Origin of the sequence: Aggregicoccus sp. 17bor-14, from assembly GCF_009659535.1 — a bacterium.
Classification (GTDB): Bacteria; Myxococcota; Myxococcia; order Myxococcales; family Myxococcaceae; genus Aggregicoccus.
Genome location: NZ_VJZZ01000004.1, coordinates 50385 through 66389, shown reverse-complemented (window position 1 = coordinate 66389; position 16005 = coordinate 50385). Strand labels below are relative to the sequence as shown.

Below are 16005 nucleotides of genomic sequence, written 5' to 3'. Positions count from 1 at the left end.
TTCCTAGCGCTGTGGCGCGGGGAAGACGAGGCAGGTGCTGGTGGCGTGCGCGAGCAGCGTGCCTGCCGCGTCGCGCAGGCTTGCCTGGGCGCTGCTCACCCGGCTGCCTCGCGAGAGCAGCGTCCCCTCGCAGCGCACGGGGCCCGTGGCCGCCGTCACCGGGCGCAGGAAGCTCACCTTCAGCTCCAGCGTGGTGTAGCCCTCGCCGGGCGCGAGCGTGGAGTGCACCGCGGCGCCCATCGCGGAGTCGCACAGGGTGCTGAGGATGCCGCCGTGCACCGTGCTCAGCGGGTTGTAGTGGAACTCCGCCGGGGTGAGCTCGAACACCGCGCGGCCGCGCTCCGCCTCCACGAGCCGGAAGCCGAGGCACTGCGCGGAAGGGGCCGAGCCCTCGTCCGGGCCTCGCGCGATGAGGGCGCGCAGGAAGGAGAGGCCGTCCGTGTCCCGGGCGGCAAGGGTGAGGGCGGCGGGATCGGACCAGTGGAAGGTGCGGCTGCGGAGGGGAGGGCTCATGGCCCTCCCAGGTGCCGAGCCGCGCCGGGATTACACGCGGTAGCGCGCCTCGAAGTAGGAGGCGCCCGGCTCGCGGCGCACGCCGTGCTCCGGGTTCGCGGCCAGGTGCTCGAGCACCTTGAAGGCCGTCTCCACCTCGTCGGGGGCGCCCACCGCCTGGGCGAGCTGCTCCGCGGTGCGCGGGGCTGCGCCCGGGCGGCGCAGCTCGGCGAGCAGCTTGAGCTGCAGCGCGAGCACGGCGCCCGCCGCCTTCTTGCCCGCCTCCACGCCCGGCTGGTGGTAGGCGTTGATGTTCACGAGAGAGGCGTAGAGGCCCACCGCGCGCTCGTAGAGGGCGATGAGGCTGCCCACGGTGCGCGCGCTCACGTCCCGCACGGTGAGGGTGAGCGACTCGCGCCCCTTCTCGTGCAGCGCGCGGCGCGTGCCGAGCAGGAAGCCCAGCAGGTAGTCGCCGCTGGTGATGTCCGGCTCCACCTCCATCCCGGCCGCGGGGCGATCCTTCAGCACCTCGATGAAGGTGGCGAAGAAGTTGTGCACGCCCTCGCGCAGCTGCTGCACGTACGCGTGCTGGTCGGTGGAGCCCTTGTTGCCGTACACGGCGATGCCCTGCATCACCGGCTTGCCGGAGAGGTCCAGCTCCTTGCCCAGGCTCTCCATCACCAGCTGCTGCAGGTAGCGCGACATCAGGAGCAGCCGGTCCTTGTAGGGCAGGATGACCATGTCCTTCGCGCCCTTCCCGCCGCCCGCGTGGTGCCACATGAGGGCGAGCAGGGCGGCCGGGTTCTTCAGCGCGTCGCGCGAGCGGGTGAGCACGTCCGTGTCCCGCGCGCCCGCGAGCAGTCCGTCGATGTCCAGGCCCTGCAGCGCCGCGGGCAGCAGCCCCACCGCGCTGAGCACCGAGGTGCGGCCGCCGACCCAGTCCCACATGGGGAAGGTGCGCAGCCAGCCGCCCTTGCGCGCCACCTGGTCCAGCTCGCTGCCCTCGCCGGTGACGGCGACCGCGTGCGCCCCGAACGCCAGGCCCCGGGCCTTGTACGCGGCCTCGGCCTCCAGCATTCCGTTGCGCGTCTCCTTCGTCCCGCCGGACTTGCTGATGACCAGCACCAGCGTCTCCGAGAGGCGCTCGCCCAGTGCCCCGAGCGTGCGGTCGAAGCCGTCCGGGTCGGTGTTGTCGAAGAAGTGCACGGCCATGCGGTCCTGCGGGCCGCCCAGCGCGTCCGCCACCAGCTGCGGGCCCAGCGCCGAGCCGCCGATGCCCACCACCAGCAGCTGCGTGAAGCGCGCGGCGCGCTCGGGCTTCACGCGGCCCGCATGCACGTCCGCCGCGAAGCTGCGCACGGAAGCGACCGTGTCCTGGATGGCGCGGGTGAGGCCGGGCTCGGGCGCCAGCTCCGGGGCGCGCAGCCAGTAGTGGCCCACGCGCCGCTTCTCGTCCGGGTTCGCGATGGCGCCCTTCTCCAGGGCCTCCATCGCGTCGAAGGCGCTCGCGAGCGGGGCCTGCATCCGAGAGAGGAAGGCGTCGTCGAAGCCCATGCGCGACACGTCCAGCGTCAGCCCGATGGGCTCGCACACGCAGAGGTACTTCTTGTAGCGCTCCCACTGCTGCCGCTCGCTCATCGCCGCTTCCTCCGTCCGGGTGGGTGTGGCTCAGCCCTCTACCGGTTCCCTCGCAGGGGCGGAAGGCGCTTGGCAGGGGGCGGCGGGGCGTGGGGCGGGCCACTGAACACCGGCGCCCCTGCTCGCGGCGCTTGCCCGCCCATCGAGGGGCAGGGCTAGCATCCGGGCCCATGCGTTCCTCGCGTGCTCCGCGGTTGGCTCTCCTCGCAGTGCTGGTGATCCTCGCGCTCGCGCTGCTCCTGCGCGTCGCCCGGCGTCCGGCCTCACCGCCTGCGGCTTCGGCCCCGGTGGCCGCCAGTGCCCCTGCCGCCGCGCCCGCGGCCCCCCATCACCTGACCGAGCCCGAGGATTCGGCGCCCGCGGTGCGCCTGGTGCCCGCGCGCCTCGCCGCCGAGCCCTCGGCCGCGGCGGGCGCCTTCACGGGGCAGGTGGTGAGCGCCGAGACGGGCGCGGGCGTCGCGGGGGCCGAGCTCACCTTCGCCTCGGACGCGGGGGCGGCCAGCGTGCACACGGACGCGGGCGGGCGCTTCCGCTTCGCCCCTCCTTCTCCCGGGCCCTACCAGCTCGCCACGGTGAGCGCCGAGGGCTTCCTGCCCTTCGCCCCGGAGTGGGGGCAGAGCCCGGTGCGCCTCACGGCGGTGGCGGGGCAGCGCGTGGAGGGCATCCTGCTCGCGCTCACCCCGGAGCTGGAGCTGCTCGGGCGGGTGCTCTCCCCCGAGGGCACGCCGGTGGCGGGCGCTCAGGTGCGGCTCACCACGGGACACGCCGGCGAGTCCGTGCTGCACCCGGTGGCGGACCGCTTCGTGTCGGACGCGAAGGGGGAGTTCCGCTTCCGCGCCCCCGAGCAGGCCGCGCTCGAGGCGCGCCACCCGGACTACGAGGCGGGGCGCGCCGTGGTGGGCGCCGTGGCCCGGGCCGCTCGCGTGGTGGAGCTGCGGCTGCGTCCGCGCGCCCCCGGTGCGGACGGGGGCACGGAGGCGCGCGAGGTGGCGCTCGCGGGGCAGGTGGTGGACGCGCGGGGCCAGCCCGTGGGCGGGGCCCTGGTGACGGCCCACTCCAGCGCGCGGCGCTTCCCCACGCGCTACGGCGACGAGCTGGGCTATCAGGCCAGCACGGACGAGCAGGGACGCTTCGCGCTCGAGGGCGTGCGCGAGGGCTCCTACGACCTGGACGCCCAGGCCGAGGGGCTCGCGCCCGGGCGCCTCGACGACGTGGCGGCGGGCCGCGCGGACCTGCGCCTCGTGCTCGCCGAGGGGGCGCTGCTCACGGGCCGCGTGCGGGACGCCGCGAGCGGTGCACCGCTGCCCTCGTTCAGCGTGGCGGTGAGCCAGGCGGTGGGGCCGCTGCGGCGCGAAGGGGTGGCGGAGCAGACCGTGCTGGACCCCGAGGGGCGCTACCGGGTGGCGGGCGTGCCCTCGGGCGAGCTGGTAGTGGAGGTGGCCGCGCCGGGTCACGCCCCCGCGGAGGCGCGCGTGCAGGTGCCCGAGGGGGCGAAGGGTCCCCTCACCGCGGACTTCGCGCTCGAGCCGGGCGCGCGGCTCACGGGCACGGTGGTGGAGCGGGACAGCGGCAAGCCCCTCGCCGACGCGCGCGTCTCGCTCGAGAGCGGGCAGGGTGGGGGCGCGCTCTCGGTGCGCCTGGACGCGCGCACGGACGCCTCGGGCGCCTTTGCCCTGGAGGGGCTCGCCCCGGGCCGCGCGACCCTGGTGGCCTCGCTCGCGGGCCACCACACCCGCCTCCTCTCCGGCGTGCCGGTGGAGCGTGGGCAGGCCTCCGCGCCGGTGCGCATCGAGCTCACGGCGACGAAGCCCGGAGAGGAGCCCAGCGTGGAGCTGATGGGCATCGGCGTGGTGCTCGCCGCGCGCGACGACATGCTCGTGGTGGGCGAGGTGATGGCGGGCGGCGGCGGCGCCGAGGCGGGGCTCTCGCCGGGCGACGGCATCCTCAGCATCGACGGCCAGCCGGTGGCGCAGGTGGGCTTCAGCGGCGCCGTGGGCCTCATCCGCGGCCCCGAGGACAGCCGCGTGCTGCTCGGTGTCCAGCGCGGCGCAGCGCTCGCGCCGGACGGGGGCGCGGGCGCGCCGGTGCAGCCGGTGTGGGTGGTGCGCCGGCGCATCCGGCGCTGAAGCACGGGGCTACTGGGCGACGGCGCGCTTCTTCTTCGCCTTCTTCGCGGTGCCGCCGTCCGCCTGGGCGGCTGCCACCGGGCGCTCCACGCGCACGAGCTCCAGGTCCACCGAGGTGCCGGTCTGGATCTTCACCAGGCCCACGCCCGGCGCGAACCACAGGGTGCTCTCGATGGAGCGGCCGGGGTCGGCGCCGGGGCGGTTGCCCGAGCGCGCGGTGGTGCGGTTCTTCACCTTGAGCGCCTGGAAGGTGCCGCCCTCCACCGTCACCTGCTCGGTGCCCTCGACCGTGGACTCCTTGTCGAAGGTGGTGGAGATGACCGGCCGCATGCCGCCCAGGTTCGCCCGCTCCGGGGGGCGCATCTTGATGGAGAGCGAGTTCTTCCAGCTGCCGCCCGGCACCATGCGCGCGGGCGGAGGCACGGCCACGCCCTCGGCCGCCGTCACCTGCACGTCCAGGCCGCTCGCCGAGAGCAGCACGCCCTCGAGCCCGCCCAGGCCCGTGCTCACGCCCTCGGCGCCGCAGGTGGCCTCGGTGCTGCCCTTGCGGTCCTTGATGTCCACCTCCACCGTGCCCTTGAGCCCGGCGCCGTCCGGCGTGGGGTGCACGTCACGGGTGAGGATGAGGACCTCGCTCTTGCCCGCGCGGTAGGTCAGCCGCAGCCCGTCCTCCAGGGGGAAGTAGGGGTTGGGGCAGGGCGCGGGCGCCGCCGCGGCCTCCGCGGCCGGCGCAGGGGCAGCGGGAGCCGCCGCAGGAGCCGGGGCTGCCTGGATGAGCAGCGAGAGAGCGAGCAGGGGCGTGTACGTGGGCTTCCTCCTGAAAGATTCAGGGGAAGGTAGGGTGCACGCGCAGCATTTCAACCCGCGCCGTCGGGCAGCGAGCACTCCACTCCGGCTACCCGAAGGGCGCACCAGGGCGCGTGGGAAACGGCCACGCATGTAGGGTCATGCCTCGTCATGCTTGATCGTCCGAAATTCGGCGTGTTACTCCTGCGAGCGCCGCGCGGGCCGATTTTTCGGCCTCCGGCGCGCCCCCACATCTCTCGCCCCGCCTCCTAGAGGAGCTCACAAGGCATGCGAATCAAGCGCCTGGACATCACCGGCTTCAAGTCGTTCATGGAGCGGAGCGTGTTCAGCTTCGACGATGGGGTCACCGGCATCGTCGGCCCCAACGGCTGCGGCAAGAGCAACGTGGTGGACTCCATCCGCTGGGTGATGGGCGAGCAGAGCGCGAAGAACCTGCGCGGCCGCGGCATGGAGGACGTCATCTTCAACGGCTCCGAGTCCAAGGCGCCGCTGTCGATGGCCGAGGTGAGCCTCACCTTCCACGTGGACGAGGGCGACCAGCTCGCGCCCCAGTACCAGGGCTTCCCCGAGATCACGGTCACCCGCCGCCTCTTCCGCAGCGGCGAGAGCGAGTACCTCATCAACAAGACCGTGTGCCGCCTGCTCGACATCACCGAGCTGTTCCTCGGCACCGGCGTGGGCACCCGCGCCTACTCCATCATCGAGCAGGGCCGCGTGGGCCTCATCGTGTCCTCGAAGCCCGAGGATCGCCGCAGCCTCATCGAGGAGGCGGCCGGCATCACCAAGTACAAGGCGCGGCGCAAGGCGGCCGAGCGCAAGATGGAGGCCACCGAGGCGAACCTCCTGCGCGTGACCGACATCACCAACGAGCTGGAGAAGCGGCTCGACACGCTCGCGCGCCAGGCGAAGAAGGCCGAGAAGTACCGCAAGCTCAAGAGCCAGATGCGCGAGATCGAGCTGCACTCGGCGAGCCACCGCTACCTCGAGCTGCAGGCGGAGAAGAAGGTGCTGCAGGCGCGCCTCGAGAACCTGGGCGGCGAGGAGAAGGAGAGCCTCGAGCGCGTGCGCGAGCTGGAGCAGACCATCGCCCAGCGCCGCGGGGAGATCGAGGCCGAGGCGGCCGCGCTGCAGGCCCTGGCCGAGCAGGTGCACGGCCTGGAGAGCGCCGTGCAGCGCGACGACCAGGACCTCTCCTACTGGCGCAAGGACCTGGAGGAGACGGGCGCGCGCGTGGCCGCGAGTCAGGCCGAGCTGGACGCGCTGCTCGCGCGCCAGGCCGAGGTCGAGGGCACGCTGGGCGCGCGCGAGGCCGAGCTGAGCGGCATCGCCGGGGCGTGGAAGGAGGACGAGGTCGCGATGCAGGTGGCGCAGGAGGAGCTGCGCCGCGCCACCCAGCTGCAGACCGAGATCGCCCTGCGCCTCGAGCAGGAGCGCCAGGCGCTGGTGGGGGTGGCCACCCGGCTCGCCAACCACGAGAACAACCTGGTGAACCTCGCCCGCCAGCGCGCGGACCTCGAGACCCGGCGCGCGAAGAACCGCGGCGAGGCGGAGGGCCTGCGCGAGCAGGAGCGCGAGCTGGACGCCGCGCGCGCGGACGTGGCCCGGCGCGTGGAGGAGAGCCGCCAGCTCGCCCACGAGCTCGCCGAGCGCAAGGGGCACGAGGAGGAGGCCCTGGTGCGCACCCGCGAGGCCTTCGCGGAGAACGAGATCCAGGTCATCTCCCTGCGCGAGGAGCTGAGCGACAAGCGCAGCCGGCTGGGCAGCCTGCAGGACATCCAGAAGAACTACGACGGCTTCGACCGCGGCGTGCGCGCGGTGATGCTGCGCGCGGGCAGCGCCGCGCGCGAGCAGGGCATCTTCGGCCTCGTCGCGGACGTCATCTCCGTGTCCGCGCGCTACGAGCGCGCGGTGGAGGCGGCGCTCGGCGAGCGGCTGCAGCACGTGGTGGTGGAGAGCCGCGAGCGCGGCTTCGAGCTGGTGGAGTACCTGCGCGACCTCTCCGAGGGGCGCGGCTCCTTCCTGCCCGTGCCGCGCACGGAGAGCCCCATCGCGGCGCCGGACCTCTCGCGGCGCGGCGTGCTCGCGGCCGCCTTCGGCGAGGTGACGTGTGAGGAGCCCCTGCGCCCGGTGGTGCAGGCGCTGCTGGGCAACGTGGTCATCGTGCAGGACCTGGCGACCGCGCGCGCCTACGCGGGCGACGGGGACGGGGAGGGCGCGGGCTACACCCTGGTCACGCTGGAGGGCGAGGTGTTCCGCCCGGACGGCACCCTCACCGGCGGCACGCTCGAGGGCGCGGCGGTGGGCGCGCTGCAGAAGAAGCGCGAGATCCAGGAGCTCTCCGCCGAGGTCGCGCGGGTGGAGGAGCGCTACAACGAGATCCTCACCCGCCACTACGCCCTGCAGAAGCAGATGGGCCACGCGGAAGGGGTGCTCAAGGGGCTCGCGAAGAACCAGCACGCCGAGGAGCTGAACCTCGCGAGCCAGGAGAAGGACCTGCACAAGGCGGGCGAGGACCTCGCGCGCATCCGCGAGCGGCTCGCCCAGCTGGACACCGAGGAGGGCCAGCTCGCCCACGCGCACCAGGCGCTGGTGCACGAGGAGGAGAGCAGCCGCGGCGAGGTGGCCCACGGCCAGGCGGACCGCGAGGCGCGCGAGGAGAAGGTGCGCCAGATGACCGCGGAGCTGGAGACCCTGCGCCACCGCGCGGACACGCTCTCCAACGAGCTCACCGCGCTGCGGGTGAAGGTGGCCGCGGGCAGCGAGCGCGGCGAGGCGGCGCGCAAGGAGCTGGAGAGCCTGCTCTCGCAGAAGGCCGAGATGGGGGCCCGGGTGCAGCGGCTGCAGGCCGCGGTGGGCGAGGGCTCCTCCCGCGTGGAGGACCTCAAGGCCCGCATGGCGGAGACCGAGGCCGCGTGCAGCGGGCGCCGCGAGGAGTACCGCGCGGGGCAGGAGAGCCTGGAGGGGCGCCGCAGTGCGCACGCCCTCTCGAGCGGCGAGGTGCGCGAGCAGGAGAACGCGCTGCGCGAGCTGCGCACCCGCGTGGACTCGCTCATCCAGGGGCTGAGCGCGAGCTCGCTCAAGGAGCGCGAGATCGAGCTGGAGCTCACCCACCTGGTGGAGGGCATCCGCGAGCGCCACCTGGTGGAGCTGGGCCAGGAGCTGCACCGCTTCCACCTGCTCGCCCCGCTCGCCCCCGAGACGGAAGGCGAGCTCAAGGACCTGCGCGCGCAGCTCGAGCGCATGGGGGAGATCAACCTCACGGCGATCGAGGAGCACGCGGAGCTGGAGAAGCGCTTCCGCTTCCTCAGCGAGCAGAAGAAGGACCTCACCGGCTCCATCGAGCAGCTGCGCGAGGCGATCGTGAAGATCGACGCCACCAGCCGCGAGCGCTTCAAGCAGACCTTCGACGTGGTGAACGAGAAGTTCCAGGCCATCTTCCCGCGCCTCTTCGGCGGGGGCCGCGCGAGCCTCATCCTCACCGACGAGGGCCCCGGCGCGGAGCAGGGCGTGGAGATCGTCAGCCAGCCGCCCGGCAAGAAGCTGCAGAGCGTGAACTTGCTCTCCGGCGGCGAGAAGGCGCTCACCGCCGTGGCGCTCATCTTCGCCATCTTCCTCATCAAGCCCACCCCCTTCTGCCTCCTGGACGAGGTGGACGCGCCGCTCGATGAGGGCAACGTGGGCCGCTACAACGACATGGTGAAGGAGATGAGCAAGCAGTCGCAGTTCATCCTCATCACCCACAACAAGCGCACCATGGAGGTCGCCGACACGCTCTACGGCGTCACCATGGAGGAGCCCGGCATCTCCAAGCTCGTCAGCGTGAAGCTGAAGGAGGCCGCGGCCGCCAACGACAACGCCTCGGCCGCCTAGGCCCCCGGGCGCTGGAACGAGAAAGGGCGCGGCCCCCGAGTCGGGTGCCGCGCCCTTCGTGCTTCAGGAGCTCGCGCTCGAAGCTACTTCTGCTTGTAGCTCACCTTCGGGCACACCTTCTGGTCCGCCACCTTCGCGGCCTGCGCCTCGGCGAGGTCCTTCTTGGCGGTGTCCACCTGGGCCTGCGCCGGGGCCTCGACCTCGCCCCACGCCGGGTCCTTCGCCTTGCTCTCCTGCACGAAGGCGAGGGTGCGGTCCGCGAGCTCGCCCTGCTTCGTCAGCGAGGCGATCCAGGTGTCGTCCGCCTTCACCAGGGCGGCGCACTTGTCCACCAGCTCCTGGGGGTTCACCTTCTTGGGGTTCGCCTTGTAGGCGACCACGGCCGCGTCGTAGGTGGTGACCGCGTTCACGCGGCTGCCCACCGCCATGGCCACGTCCGCCACGCGCTGGCCGCGCACCGCGTCCAGGTGGGTGAAGCGCAGGTCCTCGGCGAGGCCCGCCGCCGCCTCACCGGCGTTGGAGTTGATGGCGAAGAAGGGGTAGGCCGGCAGCTTCGTCTCCGCGTCGGTGGCGGTGAAGTCCAGCGCCTGCAGCTTCTGGGTGAGGCAGGCGGTGAGCTTCTCGGCGCCCGGCGCCGGCTCGAAGGCGGGGGGCGAGAGCTTCGTCGCCTTCGCCGGCAGGTCCAGCGCCACCTTCAGCTCGGGCGGCACGCTGTCCTGGTAGTCCGCGTAGCACTCGCAGAAGTGCGGCTGGTTCAGGCGGATGGTGCCCGCGATGTCGCTGGCCGGGTTGATGCCCATGGTGACGGCCGGAGCGCGGCCGCCGTGGACGATCTCGGCCTGGGCCGTCACCGGCTGGGCGCCGGCGGGCAGGGGCTTGAGCGGGATGCGCTCGGCGAGCACCTTCTCCACGCAGGCGGTGCCGGTCGGGGTCATGTTGTCACCGGACACGGCGAACTTCGCCTGGGTCTGGTCCACGGTGGCGTTCACCACCACGCGGGTGGTCTCCGCGGGCCCGCGGTTCTTCGGGTCCACGAGGCACTCGAGCACCTGCGGGCGGGTGGCGACCACGGCCCCGATGATGCCCGGCTGGTTCGCCGGCTCCGGCGCCTTCAGCGGGCGCGGGTTGCAGGTGGCCAGGTCGAAGTAGGTGAGGTTGTTGAGCCGGGCCCGGGTCTCCTTCGAGACGGGAGCGCCCTGGGTGTTCCCCTCGGGGGCCTTCTGCTTGCTCGCGCAAGCGGCGACGGACAGTGCGAATGCGGCGACGGCGAGACGACGGAACATGGTTCCCTCCTGGCCCTGAGAGGCCACTAGCGGGCGATCACTTATCAAGGTCTTCGGCATTCTTGAGTTCCTTGATGCGAAGGCCGTTCTTCTTCAACAACCGGTAGAGGCTCTGCATCGACAGCCCGGTACGCTCCTCTGCCCGCGGCATATCGAAGCCGACCTCCCTCATCACCTCGGCGAAGTAGTGGCGCTCGAACTGCGCGAGCACCCGGTCCTTCGCCTCGTGGTACGACAGCTTGCACAGCCCCGGGGTACGTGCCCCGGCCAGCGTCGCGTCCTGCGCGCCCGGCCCCCGCGCGAGCAGCGCGCGGGCCGCCTCGGGAGCCTCTCCCGCGGCCTCCAGCGCGCCGCTCCCCTCGAGCACGTTGCGCAGCTCGCGCACGTTGCCCGGCCAGTCGTAGCCCTCGAGCAGCGCGAGCAGGGCAGGGGGAAGCGCTCCGGGGCCTCCGCGCTCCTCGCCCAGCGCCCGCGCGAGCAGGGGCAGGTCCTCGCGCCGCGCGCGCAGGGGCGGCAGGCGCACGCGCAGCCCCGCGAGCCGGTGGTAGAGGTCCTCGCGGAAGCGGCCGCGGCGCACCTCTTCCTCGAGGTTCTTCTGGGTGGTGGCCACCAGGCGCAGGTCCACGCGGGCCCCCCTCCCGGGCACCTCGCGCGCCTCCAGCGCCCGCACCAGCCGCGCCTGCAGCGAGAGCGGCACCTCGCCCACCTCGTCCAGCACCAGGGTGCCGCCGCGCGCGGCCTCCAGCGCGCCCACGAAGGCCGGGGGCGCGTCCGGGCCCGGCCCGGCCGGAGCGCCGAACAGCTCGCGCTCGGCGGCCGGCGGCAGGAGCGCACAGTCCAGCACGTGGAAGGGGCCCCGCTGGCGCAGGGAGTGCTGGTGCACGGCGCGCGCGGCGAGCTCCTTGCCGGTGCCCGTCTCGCCCTCGATGAGCAGGCTCAGGTCCTCGTGCGCCGCGGCGTGGCGCAGCAGGGCGAAGGCGTGGCGCATGCGCTCGCTCGCGCCCACCAGCTGCCCGAAGCGCGCGTCCGCGCTCAGCTCGAGCTCGCGCGCGCCGGTCTCCCCGCGCACGAGCAAGCGGGTCGCGCCCAGCTGCAGGCGCTCGCCGGGCTGCAGCGGGGCGTGGAGCACGCCGCGCCCCTCGAGCAGCGTGCCGTTGCGGCTGCCCAGGTCGCGCACGCGCAGGCCGCGCGCATCGCGCTCGAGCTCCACGTGGCGGCGGCTCACGGTGGGGTCGCTGAGGACGAGGTCGTTGTCCTCGCCGCTGCCCACGCGCAGCAGGTCCTCGGAGGTCTCCACCCGCAGGCCCGCGTCCGGCCCGGCGAGCACCTCCACGGCCCAGGTGGCCACGCGCACGCGCGGAGGCGGGAGGGGGGCGCGCAGCGACTGCGTCTGGGGTTGCTGGTCCGCCATCGGCCTCGGAGCCCTCCCTCCGCGTCGGGCCCGCCCCTCGAGGGAGGGGTCGGGCGCCTGCTTGCGCACACGCGGGTACCTGTTTACGGGTGAGAGCACATGGCGGGCAAGACAAACAGTCGACACACGCAGCGCGTCACGCTCGCGAGCCCCGCGCGGCTCGAGGGCCCCCGGGGCCCGGTGCGCGGCACCTGCCGCTCCCTGAGCCAGGGCGGGCTCTACTTCCTCGGGGCGCAGCTGCCCCTGGGCCAGCAGCTCTCGCTCGCCGTCGAGCTGCCGCGGCTGGGGCGGGTGGAGGCCGTGGGCGAGGTGCGCTACCACCACGCCTCGCTCGAGGGGCAGGGCATGGGGCTGCGCTTCACGCGCCTGGGCCAGGACAGCCTCGCGCGCATCCAGGACTTCGTGGCCAGCGTGGGCGCGGGGTAGGGCGCTCAGTACTTCGCTGGCGCGTCACTCGCGGGGAAGGACTCCTTGGACATCTCGTCCTCCACGGAGTCGCTGCGGTGGCCGGCGTCCCCCAGCGTCCCGCCGCTCTTCACGCTGGCGTTCGTCTGGCTCTTGCTCTCGCGCACCGGGGTGGACTTGGCGCGGCTCTTCTTGCCGCTGCTGGAGCTGCTGCCCGAAGCTCCGGCCGACGCGCCCTCCATCTGGCCCAGCTTCGCGCCGAGCAGGTTCTTCGCGCGCTCGGCGAGGTCGCGGTTCTGCTCCTGGCAGTCGCGGAAGAACTCCTCGAGCTCGCGGTCACCGGCCTCCTGCGCATCCCGGATGTACTGGTCGCAGGCGTCCGCCCCCTTGAGGGAGTGGTACAGGTTGCTCACCAGGTTGTAGGTGACGTCCCGGGCTCCGGTCTTCTGCTCGCTCGCCATGTCGTGCGCTCCGTTCGCGTGGGTGGGGGCAAATGCTTTGCCCTCCAAGGTAGGCACGCGGGAGCGCAGGCTGCGGGCGAGCGGGGGTGCTCGCCCGGACGCTCAGGCGCCGAGCATCGGGTCCAGGCGGCCCTCGGAGTCGAGGCGCGCGAGGTCGCTGTAGCCACCCACGTGGGTGTCCCCGATGAAGATCTGGGGCACCGTGCGCTGGCCGCCGCTCATCTCCACGAGCTTCGTGCGCGCGGCGTCGTCACCGGTGACGTCCACCTCCTGGTAGTCCACGCCCTTGCGCTTGAGCAGGTCCTTCGCGCGGACGCAAAAGCCGCAGTAGGTGGTGGTGAAGATCTTCACTGGCTTCACGGTGCTGCCTCCTGGAGTGGGGATGAAAAGAGGGGGATCGGGTGAAAGCTAAGGGTCCGGGCGCGGGCGTGCCACGCTCGCGTGAGGGCCCCAGAGCCGGAAAAACAGACGGCCCCCGGCTCGAGGAGCCGGAGGCCGTCTTGAGATGCGTGAGGCAGGAAAGGGGTGCGACTTACATCCCCATGCCGCCCATACCGCCCATGCCGCCCATGCCGCCGGCGGGCATGCCCTTGGCGTCGTCGTCCTTCGGGCGGTCGGCGACCATCGCCTCGGTGGTGAGCATGAGGGAGGCCACGGACGCCGCGTTCTGCAGCGCGTAGCGGCTCACCTTGGCCGGGTCGATGACGCCCGCGGCGAGCAGGTCCTCGTAGACGCCGGTCGCGGCGTTGAAGCCGAACGAGCCGGAGCCCTCGCGCACCTTGTTCACGATCACGCTGCCCTCGAGGCCGCCGTTGCCCACGATCTGGCGCAGGGGCTCCTCGACCGAGCGGCGGATGATGTCCACGCCGAACTTCTCACCCTCGTCCACCTTGAGGGTGTCCAGCGCCTTGGAGCAGCGCAGCAGGGCCACGCCGCCGCCCGGGACCACGCCCTCCTCGACCGCCGCGCGGGTCGCGTTGAGCGCGTCCTCCACGCGGGCCTTCTTCTCCTTCATCTCGGTCTCGGTCGCCGCGCCCACGTTGATCACGGCCACGCCGCCCACGAGCTTCGCGAGGCGCTCCTGCAGCTTCTCGCGGTCGTAGTCGCTGCTGGTCTCCTCGATCTGGGCGCGGATCTGCTTCACGCGCGCCTCGATCTCCTTCTGCGCACCCGCACCGTCGATGATGGTGGTGTTGTCCTTGTCGATGGTGATCCGCTTCGCGCGGCCCAGGTCGTTCAGGGTCAGGGTGTCCAGCTTGATGCCCAGGTCCTCGGCGATCATCTTGCCGCCCGTCAGGGTGGCGATGTCCTCGAGCATGGCCTTGCGGCGGTCACCGAAGCCCGGCGCCTTCACCGCCGCCACGTTGAGCACGCCGCGGATCTTGTTCACCACCAGGGTGGCCAGGGCCTCGCCCTCGACCTCCTCGGCGATGATCAGGAGGGGCTTGCCAGAGCGCGCCACCTGCTCGAGCACGGGGAGCAGGTCCTTCATCGACGAGACCTTCTTCTCGTTGATGAGGATGTAGGGGTCCTGGAGGACCACCTCCATGCGCTCCGGGTCGGTCACGAAGTAGGGGCTGAGGTAGCCGCGGTCGAACTGCATGCCCTCGACCACGTCCAGGGTGGTCTCGAGGCCCTTCGCCTCCTCGACCGTGATGACGCCCTCCTTGCCGACCTTCTCCATCGCGTCCGCGATGATCTGGCCGATGGTGGTGTCGCCGTTGGCGGAGATGGTGCCGACCTGCGCGATCTCCTTCTTGTCCTTCGTCGGCTTCGCGAGCTTCTTCAGTTCGGCCACGATCGCGGCCACGGCCTTGTCGATGCCGCGCTTGATGTCCATCGGGTTGTGACCCGCGGCCACCAGCTTCGCACCCTCGCGGAAGATGGCCTGCGCGAGCACGGTCGCGGTGGTGGTGCCGTCGCCGGCCACGTCAGAGGTCTTGCTGGCGACCTCCTTCACCATCTGCGCGCCCATGTTCTCGAACTTGTTCTCCAGCTCGATCTCCTTGGCGACGGTCACGCCGTCCTTGGTGATCGTGGGAGAGCCGAACGACTTCTCGATCACCACGTTGCGGCCCTTGGGCCCCAGGGTGACCTTGACCGCGTCGGCGAGGATGTTCACGCCGCGGAGGATCGCCTCGCGGGCGCGCACGTCGAAAATGATGTCCTTAGCCATGTAATGGAATCCTTGGAGTGGGGTGGGGAAGCGGGGACTACTTCTCGATCACGCCGAGGACGTCTTCCTCGCGGAGGATGAGGTGGTCCTCACCGTCGATCTTGACCTCGGTGCCCGCGTACTTGCTGAAGAGCACGGTGTCGCCGGCCTTGATGTCCAGCGGGCGCACCTTGCCGTCCTCGAGGACCTTGCCGTTGCCCACGGCGACCACGAACGCCTCGAGCGGCTTCTCCTTCGCGGTGTCCGGGATGATGATGCCGCCCTTGGTCTTGCTCTCCTCGGCGACGCGCTTGACGATGAGGCGATCCTGCAGGGGACGAATCTTCATGGGGTGTCTCCTTCGAATGAGCCCGGGTGAAGAGAGGCAGGCCCGGGCAGGGGTCCAGGAACGTCTGGGTGAGCCGGGCCTTTAGCACTCCTACCTCCCGAGTGCTAAGTCCCAAGCGCAGGGCACAATAACCAGGGGAAGATCGCTGTCAAGGCGACCCGGCGAGCCCTCCCTGCAGCGCTAAATTCCCGACTTCACGAGGATTTTTCGCAGGTCGCACCGAATCCTACCTCCCTGCACCGGAGTCCAACCGCCGCCGTGCGGCTGGCAGTCCGCTCCCGCGAGTGCCAACGCAAGTGCCCGGAATGACTGGGGGTCGCTTTTGCACGGCCCGGACCTCGTGGCTACGCTTCTGACAGGGGCCAGAAGCTGGAGGCCCCGCTCAGGCCGGAGGGAGGACAGACCGAGATGAGTGAGCTGGTGACCGCCTCGTCCCTGAAGGAGTTCTTCAAGTCGCTCCTGGAGGACGTCATCCGCCGGCGGCAGGTGCAGATCACGGACGGGACCGAGTTCTACCTGGTGAACCTGCTGTCGGACTTCGTGAGCAGCGACCGCCTCTTCGACCAGGAGCTGGGCGAGGGGCGCGACCACGAGCCGCTGGCGCTGCTCTACCACCGGGCGCTGCAGCAGGAGCGCGAGGCGCGCATCCGCACGCTGCGCCGGCTCGGGGACGTGTCCCTGTACAAGGCGGGCTTCTTCGCGGACGCGCTGCGCGACGGGCCCGTGGGCCCGGACTACTACATCCAGATGGGCGGGGCCGCGTACGGGCAGGTGGCGAGCCTCGCGCCCGCGGCCGGCTTCGCGCTCGTGTACCGCGAGCTGTGCGCGAAGTTCCGCGCGCTGGTGGAGGTGCTCGAGGAGATCTCGGCGAGAGGCCTCGTGCAGAACGGCCCCGCAGGCGCGCTGCACGTCTACGAGAGCTGGGTGCGCACCGGCAACGAGCGGCTCGAGCGGGTGCTGGTGGAGGCGGGGCTGGTGCCGCCGAAGGGGCTCGCGAACTGAGGGCCA

13 protein-coding genes are annotated in these 16005 nt (G+C 72.2%); 4 read left to right on the top strand and 9 right to left on the bottom strand.

Features of this window, described 5'->3' with window-relative positions:
* Nucleotides 1–3 precede the first annotated feature (3 nt).
* Entirely contained in the window at nucleotides 4–513 is a 510-nt protein-coding gene (locus FGE12_RS08990; protein WP_153866012.1) for a PaaI family thioesterase, read from the bottom strand.
* Nucleotides 514–543: 30 nt separating this feature from the next.
* Nucleotides 544–2130, bottom strand: a complete 1587-nt coding sequence (locus tag FGE12_RS08985) for a glucose-6-phosphate isomerase (protein WP_153866011.1) — start codon at nucleotides 2128–2130, stop codon at nucleotides 544–546.
* Between the two features lie 194 nt (nucleotides 2131–2324).
* On the opposite strand from FGE12_RS08985, the gene FGE12_RS08980 reads away from it, so the two are divergent.
* On the top strand, nucleotides 2325–4256 hold the full coding sequence (locus tag FGE12_RS08980; protein ID WP_194797722.1) for a carboxypeptidase regulatory-like domain-containing protein: 1932 nt from the start codon (nucleotides 2325–2327) through the stop codon (nucleotides 4254–4256).
* Between the two features lie 9 nt (nucleotides 4257–4265).
* On the opposite strand, the gene FGE12_RS08975 is transcribed toward FGE12_RS08980, so the two are convergent.
* Nucleotides 4266–5141, bottom strand: a complete 876-nt coding sequence (locus FGE12_RS08975) for a hypothetical protein (protein ID WP_153866009.1) — start codon at nucleotides 5139–5141, stop codon at nucleotides 4266–4268.
* Nucleotides 5142–5330: 189 nt separating this feature from the next.
* On the opposite strand from FGE12_RS08975, the gene smc reads away from it, so the two are divergent.
* Nucleotides 5331–8933, top strand: a complete 3603-nt coding sequence (smc, locus tag FGE12_RS08970; RefSeq protein ID WP_153866008.1) for a chromosome segregation protein SMC — start codon at nucleotides 5331–5333, stop codon at nucleotides 8931–8933.
* Between the two features lie 83 nt (nucleotides 8934–9016).
* On the opposite strand, the gene FGE12_RS08965 is transcribed toward smc, so the two are convergent.
* On the bottom strand, nucleotides 9017–10216 hold the full coding sequence (locus FGE12_RS08965; RefSeq protein ID WP_153866007.1) for a hypothetical protein: 1200 nt from the start codon (nucleotides 10214–10216) through the stop codon (nucleotides 9017–9019).
* Nucleotides 10217–10253: 37 nt separating this feature from the next.
* On the bottom strand, nucleotides 10254–11627 hold the full coding sequence (locus FGE12_RS08960; RefSeq protein WP_153866006.1) for a sigma 54-interacting transcriptional regulator: 1374 nt from the start codon (nucleotides 11625–11627) through the stop codon (nucleotides 10254–10256).
* 99 nt (nucleotides 11628–11726) lie between these two features.
* Between FGE12_RS08960 and FGE12_RS08955 the strand changes: the two genes are divergently transcribed.
* A complete protein-coding gene (locus FGE12_RS08955; protein WP_153866005.1) occupies nucleotides 11727–12053 on the top strand; it encodes a PilZ domain-containing protein in 327 nt (108 codons plus the stop codon).
* A 5-nt stretch (nucleotides 12054–12058) separates the two neighbouring features.
* Here FGE12_RS08955 and FGE12_RS08950 read toward each other — a convergent pair whose 3' ends face one another.
* The 4 genes from FGE12_RS08950 to groES all read right to left on the bottom strand — a co-directional run bounded on the left by FGE12_RS08950 (nucleotide 12059) and on the right by groES (nucleotide 14997).
* A complete protein-coding gene (locus FGE12_RS08950) occupies nucleotides 12059–12493 on the bottom strand; it encodes a hypothetical protein (protein WP_153866004.1) in 435 nt (144 codons plus the stop codon).
* A gap of 102 nt (nucleotides 12494–12595) precedes the next feature.
* Complete coding sequence (grxC, locus tag FGE12_RS08945) at nucleotides 12596–12853, bottom strand: glutaredoxin 3 (RefSeq protein ID WP_194797721.1); 258 nt, start codon at nucleotides 12851–12853, stop codon at nucleotides 12596–12598.
* A 172-nt stretch (nucleotides 12854–13025) separates the two neighbouring features.
* Complete coding sequence (gene groL / locus FGE12_RS08940) at nucleotides 13026–14669, bottom strand: chaperonin GroEL (protein ID WP_153866003.1); 1644 nt, start codon at nucleotides 14667–14669, stop codon at nucleotides 13026–13028.
* A gap of 37 nt (nucleotides 14670–14706) precedes the next feature.
* Complete coding sequence (gene groES / locus FGE12_RS08935; protein WP_153866002.1) at nucleotides 14707–14997, bottom strand: co-chaperone GroES; 291 nt, start codon at nucleotides 14995–14997, stop codon at nucleotides 14707–14709.
* A gap of 408 nt (nucleotides 14998–15405) precedes the next feature.
* Here groES and FGE12_RS08930 point away from each other — a divergent pair, with 408 nt between their 5' ends.
* A complete protein-coding gene (locus tag FGE12_RS08930) occupies nucleotides 15406–15999 on the top strand; it encodes a hypothetical protein (RefSeq protein WP_153866001.1) in 594 nt (197 codons plus the stop codon).
* The last annotated feature ends 6 nt before the right edge of the window (nucleotides 16000–16005 follow it).